The organism is Paraburkholderia humisilvae, from assembly GCF_902859855.1.
GTDB lineage: Bacteria > Pseudomonadota > Gammaproteobacteria > Burkholderiales > Burkholderiaceae > Paraburkholderia > Paraburkholderia humisilvae.
The window spans coordinates 1-8,088 of the sequence record NZ_CADIKH010000136.1 but is presented as its reverse complement, the minus strand read 5'-3'; the positions used below and the strand labels follow the sequence as shown (position 1 = coordinate 8,088).

General features: G+C 56.4%; 5 protein-coding genes and 1 pseudogene. 4 read left to right on the top strand and 2 right to left on the bottom strand.

Annotation, left to right across the window (positions count from 1 at the left end; all coding sequences use genetic code 11):
• Positions 1-82: 82 nt before the first annotated feature.
• Positions 83-235 (bottom strand): annotated as a pseudogene (locus HV796_RS39110) (IS5/IS1182 family transposase); the annotation flags it as partial.
• Between the two features lie 2,036 nt (positions 236-2,271).
• Here HV796_RS39110 and HV796_RS39105 point away from each other — a divergent pair.
• On the top strand, positions 2,272-2,748 hold the full coding sequence (locus HV796_RS39105; RefSeq protein ID WP_175233139.1) for a CHRD domain-containing protein: 477 nt from the start codon (positions 2,272-2,274) through the stop codon (positions 2,746-2,748).
• 181 nt (positions 2,749-2,929) lie between these two features.
• Positions 2,930-3,193, top strand: coding sequence for an IS66 family insertion sequence element accessory protein TnpB (locus HV796_RS43610; RefSeq protein ID WP_246356325.1), 264 nt, complete (start codon positions 2,930-2,932; stop codon positions 3,191-3,193).
• Positions 3,194-4,256: 1,063 nt separating this feature from the next.
• On the opposite strand, the gene HV796_RS39100 is transcribed toward HV796_RS43610, so the two are convergent.
• Positions 4,257-4,910, bottom strand: coding sequence for a recombinase family protein (locus HV796_RS39100; RefSeq protein WP_281369985.1), 654 nt, complete (start codon positions 4,908-4,910; stop codon positions 4,257-4,259).
• 51 nt (positions 4,911-4,961) lie between these two features.
• Between HV796_RS39100 and HV796_RS39095 the strand changes: the two genes are divergently transcribed.
• Both HV796_RS39095 and HV796_RS39090 read left to right on the top strand, forming a co-directional pair.
• Positions 4,962-5,171, top strand: coding sequence for a hypothetical protein (locus HV796_RS39095; protein ID WP_175233136.1), 210 nt, complete (start codon positions 4,962-4,964; stop codon positions 5,169-5,171).
• A 1,089-nt stretch (positions 5,172-6,260) separates the two neighbouring features.
• A complete protein-coding gene (locus tag HV796_RS39090; RefSeq protein WP_175233137.1) occupies positions 6,261-6,791 on the top strand; it encodes a DNA-binding response regulator in 531 nt (176 codons plus the stop codon).
• The last annotated feature ends 1,297 nt before the right edge of the window (positions 6,792-8,088 follow it).

Genomic DNA, 8,088 nt, shown 5'->3' with positions numbered 1-8,088 from the left:
AGGCATTCCTTTCAGAAATGGCATCCCGGTGATCGACAGCACACCGGTTCAGCAATCGCTCGCCGCCTGATGAACCTGCTCACCGCGTACACCAGATTTGACAATTGCTCTTGAACATCTCGCGCAGTTCGTAGCGGCGCTGCGGTGCGTCTTTGTTCATCAAGGTCAGGTACGGAGCAGCGAAGTACCACTCTTCATTCGAGACATCTGTTGGGTATGGCCTGCGTTTTTTCATCCCGCCAGGATACCAGGTCCCGACATAAAGTGCCTAACACCTTCTAGCAAAATGGCGCTTGCTTAACCATGATTCGCATTGAGCAAAGGGTGTTCCTGTCACTATAGAAATTCGACAACGCTTGGTCACACGAATCATCGTGATTTGCCTGTCATTCATGGGATCGTCGATGCTCCTGGCGGGCGAGACTCCGGTCCCCGGCGGTACTACGAGCCTTAGCATCGCTTTTTGCAAGAGGCCCCCGCCGGCTCGGGCATCACCCTGATGCCGGCCCCGAGTGGCATCTACAATTCCCTAATCCCCGTAGCGAGATGATCATCACACTACCCGTCGAGAAAGGCGGCAACCTGTCAGGGGCTGGCGTCTCGATTGCGTCAGCAAGGCCAAGGCCCCCGATGTTCTTTCAGCGGGCCGGACGGCTATCCAAGATCGAGCGTGGGGAGCCGCTTCGAGCGCATGTTACGCTTGATGACGTGCGTTTTGTTCAGATCGACTCTGGCGATGCAGGTGCAAGTTCGACTGACACCCGGTCAATGTGCCGTGTCGTCCATGACGGCCGATGGTACGATCTAATCACGTGTTGGGCCGATACCTGCGCTTACCCATTCGGCGCAGTCAAATCATTTGACAGGAAAGACGTCTAAAGGCGTTTGCGTGCAATCGTGGATAGCTTCCGATTCGGTCGATGACAGACCGATTCCGTCGCCCACGTCTGTGAGGTTTAAGAGACCAGTGGCTACCCCTTGACTGATGCCGCATCAGCGGGTCGGTGTCATGTGAGCAAAGGACGCCAACAGCTACAACCGTCAAGACGCTTCATGCTACACATTGGGCGACGGCCATTGCCATTCGCACTAGCGCGGTTCCCCATATTCACCGATATTTAGATTCTACTCCGCCGAGTCCCGCAAGCCCATTGGAAAGGTAACTGAATAAAAGGTGTTTGCTTGTTTGGAAAATACAATGAATGTGCATTATGCAGGAATTAAATATAAAACAACAAGATAGTTATGCATAACGAATGTTAATGAGGCGTGGTGGCTACGTTATCGTTTCACGCTTCAAAAACCGCTGTCTTACAAGCCTCATGATGAATGAGAGCGATGCAGTGACGGCAAACGCCGGGTGCACGCCACCGCCGCCCGGTGATCAGTGAACGTCGTCTCGTTCCAGAAGTGCTGCGCACACACCCGGTTCATGCGAGACCACACCGGTGCGTTCGACTCGCTCATTTGGGGGGGCAGTCTGGCCTGTTCCTAACCAGGAGAAGAATCTTGGTTCAGCAGTTCCAGCTCGGGCGCAAGCAGCGGGCCAACGTCGGGAATTAAGTGAGGAGATCTTGTATGCGCTCAAATGTGTGACAAACGACTTTTCCATGTATGGGAGATGCGGTTGGCTCGGGCGCAGTACGGCCAAGGCCAGTGCTAAAGATCGTTTCTGTGACCTGCAGCTGCTGACTGCCGGTAGCCAGGCCGCTGCGAAATTGGTTGTTGTCAGCTTCATGCACTTTTTTCTTCGCAAGCTCGCCCTGAGGCGAGACGTTCCATCAGGATCCTGTTGTCGATAAAAAGAATACCCCCTCGCGTTCTGGGATTCGTCTGATCGGCTCAGCACGCTACTCCAACCGAGGCTAAGGAATTCGAACCAGCTCTGACCGATTGGAGGTAACAGAATGGGGTGCACGACCCCAGACGCGAAATCTGTTTGACGATTGGGAAAATATCGATTTCAAACGATTTTATATATAAATTAAAAGAAATGGAGTTGTAAAAATGAATTTTTGGCGCATCGCTGATAGCCAGGATTGCAAAAATTGTTCTGGGAAGATTAATTTAATCAATAAGCATTGAAAATGGTGTTTTTATGTATAAGGCGATGTGGGTGTTAGTTGAGTCTTATCTGGTTTATTTCGGAACTCCGTGTGCGTTGTTAAGCTGTCCCCGCTTGAGACGAGACGCAATTTCCTCTCGGGCGCAGGCGTGTAATTTGCCTCGGCCGCGACGATTCATCGGTTGGCGAACCCTTCAACAACAATGATGCTGTGCGTGTGGGGATGGCTTGCGGGTATCAAGATCGCTTTTTGCATTTTTTACAACTTGCAGGTGGCTGTGTCTAGTCTCGCGTTCGTGGCGAGTACTGCCTTCGCGGAGACGGATTCATTCGACGCCGATCTCGAGGCATCAAGCGAAGTGCCAGCAACTTTGAGCGACGGTCATGGCACTCTGGATGCGAAATTAGACACATCAACGAGGTTGCTGAAATGGACTATTACCTATGAGGGCTTGTTTGGGCTGGCGGCCGCTGCGCATTTTCATCGTCCAGCGACTGTTGGCAAGAACGCGGCCATTGTGGTGCCGATCTCCACGGATGCGGGCAAAGACCCGATAGAGGGTTCGGCCACGTTGACTAAGGAGCAAGTGAGTGAACTGATAGCGGGACAGTGGTATTTCAACATTCACACTGCTAAGTACCCGAGTGGCGAAATTCGCGGACAATTGGCGCGCGAGCAGTGAGCGGCCACCGAGGCTGTCAGCCACGGTTGCCGGACGTTTCACGCAAACGAGGCGGCGGGACTGATGCCGTAGCCATGCCGAGGCGTCGGCCGCCGTCCTTGATGATTGGGCGGAGCACTCGTGCTTCAGTAAGGCCCCGGTAAAGGCACGTTGAGGTGTACGGCCCATCGGAAGGAGCATTGTGTCCATTATCGCGGTGGCGCTGCACTATCGCCTGAACGCGAACATGCTGCGCCGGTGGGTGGTGGCAGCGCCGCAGCGTGCGAGCGGCCAGCCAGCGCCGGACGAAGCGCAGCTGCCACCGGCGGCGGCATTCGTACCGCTACAACTTCAAGCGCCAGCCGTTGCGACGGATCGGGGCGAGATCCGCATAGAGGTCCGCCGCGGCGGGGCCACGGTTACGCTTTGCTGTCCACTGTCGGCGGCCAACGACTGTGCGACATAGTTACAGGGATCGCTGCGATGATCCGCATTTATGCGATCTGGCTCGCGACCGAACCCACAGGTGTAGCCGACCGGGCAAGAGCGGGTCAAGCGAGCGGCTTTGCCTTTTTCTTCGTGGCAGACATTCTGGCATGCTCCCCGGCACCATGAGCCTGCACATTGACCTGCACCGTTTCCGGCGTTGGCGTGCCGGCGTTCTTAACAAAACAGGCGCGGTTGCAGAACACCGGTTTCCAGGCGAACCGGGCTAGGTGTTCGGCAAACCTGTTGGGTGCCGGCGGGCGATCTGCTGCTACGACCAGTAAAATGTCCTGCCGGAAATCAAAGCCGCACTCCCTTGGCCCGTCGGGCTGGGTTCGAAAGCGCTACAGCAAACGCGTCGCGAACTGGACCTTACGTTTCAGGCATTCTTCCGGCGCCTCAAGGCTGGACAGGCACCGGGATTCCCCCGCTTTAAGTCCAGCGGGCGGCTCCTTGGCTTTTCTGCTATGCCGGTCCGGGCGGTGGATGCCCATGCAGCGCGCACGCGCGAGTGACGAACACCGCGGCACCGACCTGGGCCTCAACGACCGGGGCCATGGTGGAGCGGGAATTTTCCTTGGAATCGTCCGTCCGGTAACCTGGCGGGAGCCTTTGACTGTTGAGGAGAGGGCCAGGTGCCAACGTGCGCGGGTTCGCGCATGCGGTTTAGCGTGTGACGGCTGGTGCTGCACAGCTCGACAATCCGATTTCACTTATCGCTCGGGCGCACGCGAAGCCTGCGTTTCCGAGCGTCTTGATTTCTCGTCGGCACCCTTATGGAGGTGCTTTCGCACCTGCTGGTCTGTGATTGTCACGGCGGAGGTCATATTCATTCGCCGGGCTAGGGGCTGCATATCGGATTTCCTCGTGTGGCGCTCAACGCGGCGTTCCGCCTCCCGCCAACGCCGAGTCGCATTCAATCGCTGGTTTTGTGAGAGCCGACAAGTCGCCGATGCGCATAAGTTCAATTCGAGGCGCAACCGCTATGCAGGATCTGATGTCTTGGTGAACGTTGCCGCATGCCCTTTTCGGCTGTAGCTTTTCTACTCTTTCTTCGCCTTAACATTCGGGCACAAGCTTGCGTCCTTGATATGCGGGACCGCCGCCCCCGAGTTGGCGAGCGTCGCATGTGCGGTAAGCATACGCTTGACTGTACGAGGGTGAACATTGAATCGCCTGGCGACCTCGGTGAGCGGCAAGGTCCTGGCCAGTTGTAGCGCTTGCTTAAGCTGCGCGGGCGAGAGTGCGCGCTTTCGTCCGAGCTGGGCTCCTTGAGCACGCGCGGCAGCCAGGCCCGCGCGAGTGCGCTCGCTGATGACGCTGCGTTCGAATTCGGCGAGTGCGGCCATCATGTGAAAGACCAGAACACCACCAGGGGACTGCGTATTGATGGACTCCATGACGCAGATGAAATCGACCTCACGTCGAGCCAGGAAGTTGATCAGGTCAACCAGTCGCGTAAGTGACCGGCCAAGGCGGTCGAGCCGCCAGACGACGAGCGCATCGCCCGGGCGCAACTGTTCAAGCGCCGCGTCCAGCCCCGGGCGACAGAAGTCCGCTCCGGATATTCCTTGGTCGGTGAAGATCCGGTCACAACCAGCCACCTGCAGTGCGTCGACCTGCATGCGCAAATTCTGCTCATCCGTGGACACGCGTGCATAACCGATGCGTGCACCTGGTGGACGGTCAGACTCCACATGCGAACCGCGAGATCGTCGAGGGCGTCGGTTGGCAGGAGCCAGAGGGGTGTGAGCCAGGCGGTGCGAGTACTGCTTGTAGTCGGTGAACTGGTCGGGATTATGTCGGTAGCCAATAAATGTCATCCTCTGGGGCATCCTGTAGGTTTTGAAAATCAAGAAAAAACTGACTGCGCCACTGCAGATTGTACTGGACAAAAACGATCGATTTTGTCCGACCGATATAATGATCAGGCTCGACGTGAAAAAACAAATACTTAGATTCGTCAGACCTACTCTGATACAAATGATCGTTTTTGTCCTCGGCAAGCGGTATCAAACCTTTTTGAAGTAGAGCGCATAACAATGGTGAGGATTTTTCAGGCGAATATGTGATCGCAAACCGGCGCGCTATTCAATCGACGCTCGGAAGTGGCCCCGAAGGCTACGGCGTAGAGCGGACGATGATGCGATGGGGTACGTCTATGAGGTTTTGTGCCCTGCGGCGGCCCTGCCAGAGCTCTGGCTGTTTGGAGGGGGGCTTGGAAGTGAATATTGCAGGTGTAACGAAATGGAAGTGGCAGCATGTAGCTCGTACGGGGGCGGCGGTGGCACAGTGGGCATGCGGCGCCATTGCGCGTACGTACCAAATGCTGGTTCTGATGCAATGGTCCTTACAACTGCGTTGGACTCTCAACACGGGACAAGGCAGAGGCTGTTCACGATGGAGGCGGCGACGCAGTCGAAGACGACTTGAACGCGAACTTAGAGGGACCTTGATGGGCGTGTACGCGGCAGGCGTGGCACGGGGTTGCGTAGGCCGAAATGCTCATCTCGATGGCCCGCTCGCTGACGGGTTGCTGGAGATGTGGGCACAGTCGGCCCCGTCTGCTCAACGGCACCCCCGTCTCTTGTGGCTGCTCAGATCGTTGTCGCTCATGAGTTACTGGCTGGGATTCCTGTTAGTACGCGCGCAGCAGTCGGGGCCGTCCGCCACGTCGTAACAGATCGGGAGATTATGGCTTTTTCCGCTAATTAATTAGATATGCGAAATGAATAGCCGGCTGAGCCTCCATGTCACAGCTGGATGCTCGGTCGCAACGCGAACGATGATGCGAGTGGCAGCGGATCAGGGTGAAATAAAAGAGAGATGCAGGTGCGATGGGAAAAGCGGCGGTCAACATGCAGTGCCGGCAAACTGGGCACTGCGTGACCTCGAACCATGAGCGTGTTTTGCAAAACGTGAGGAGCGTTCCCGGCATATCGGGAGGGCGTTCAAGGGGCGAGGAAATCGGTAGGTGACAGGACCGCATTCGATGAATTCAAACAACGTCTATTGATCGACGTGTGTCGACTTGCTTCGGGGCAAAGATGATGGCAATTCTTTTTCTTCAGGACGAGGACCCGGTAAAAAAGGACGAGATTTGTGCCGCGTTGAAGAACGCGGGATTCAGATTAACGGGTAGCGACCTGATGAGCGCTCCGCCGGCGGCGTCCCGTCTTATCGAGACATCCAGAAACGTGGCGGTCCTGCAGGTTGACCAAGAACGTCCACTTCCGTTGCACTTTGCCAGTCTGGCGTGTGGTGCAAGCCAACCGTGGTGCCTCTCCTTGCGCCAGCACGTACTCGCAGCCCCTAACGACAAGAAGACAAAACTGACCAACCTTGAATTCACGTTGCTTAAGATTTTCGCCGTACTCGAGCAGGGAGAGGTTGTGACCAGGAGGCGGATCATCGATGAGTTCGGTGAAAATTACATGACATACAGCCAGAATCGGCTCGATACTATCGTCATGCGCCTTCGCAGAAAGATCAGAATGATGGCAGGCGCGACATTGCCTTTGAACACCGTACGGGTTCGCGGCTTCAGTTTTGACGATTGGTTGATTCTGCAACATTAAGTCCGAGCGACTCTCGGCCTGCATGAGGGCACCTGCCGGAACGCGATGTAGCGTTTCGAGGGTAAGTGATAGTTCCTACCCGCCCTGCATGTTCGTTGCGAGATCAAGCGTCCGCGCTCAACTTGCGAACGCAACATGACCCGGGCGATCTTGATTTCCTTCCTCTCAAAGTCACGCGCGTTGACGAAGGCGCCGACGCTGCTTTGATCCTGAAGGCAAGCGGCGACTGATTGAAGCTTGCGAGAAGCTCGGTGCCGTCCGCTGCCGGGCTAGCGCTGAAGGCGGGTGTGAGCGCCAACCAGCTGTGCAAGTGGATCGTCCTGGAGCGCAGGCGGCCGGTGAGTATCGACTCCGTGGAGTTGCCCTGGACCAGTGCGGCGGGATTCGTACCTGTAATGAAAGTGGCCGATCCGTTTGTGGTACCCGTGAACTCAAGGCGGCCTGCGTCGGCTACTGTTGCGCCATACCCCGAGCACGACCGGTGGCATTGTGTCCGTGCTGCACGAGTACCGAACGCGCAGACGTACCCACGTTCCCGTTTGGGTAAGACCTATCAGTGTCTTTGGCCCCGTAGACATGACGGTGTTTATCAGCGGTTCAGATCCCTTAACCTTGCCATCCAGTCTAATGCCCCCTCCGCATTGACACTTGCAGAGGAACCTCGATCTCACGACCTCAGCATGGCTTGCGCCGGGCTACATTGTCGCGGTGGCTAGTGGGTAGCCACGCTTCCTCTCGGAAACGCGGCCCCCGAAGAACCGTGCATGCGAGCTTTCCCCGCACACGGCTCGCGCACAGCATTAAGCGCCTTGCTGACGCCGGTCTTGCCGAATTGCACAAGCCCTTCGCAAGCCGTCACATCGTTGGTTCATCTCATTGCTGAGACGAAGGGCGCTGAACCGTCGTAAAACGGTCTCTTTCAGGCTTCCCTGCAATCGAACCTCAAATGAACACCTGCGACAACTGCACCACGCGGAAGTCTGCACCCTTTCAGGTCGGGGAAAATCTTGAACCCCTATGCGGGCTTTTACCGCCCGCCATTCGCTTTTTCCGCGTTCTCATATCCAACTGCCCAACAGCTCACCTTGTGGATCACTTGCCGTAGCCAAATCACGGGCGCGGGCAGACAATTGGACTGATATGATTTTCCGTGTCAATCGGTGTAGTGGTTTTCCGTCTTTTCATAGGCAAATTCAGTTTCCTGAGGACGGCGCAGCAGTAATGTCGACGGTGGATCAGGCTGATATGCGCGGGTTGGATACCGCATTACAGTGGACCGCCTCATGAGCCTGCCGCT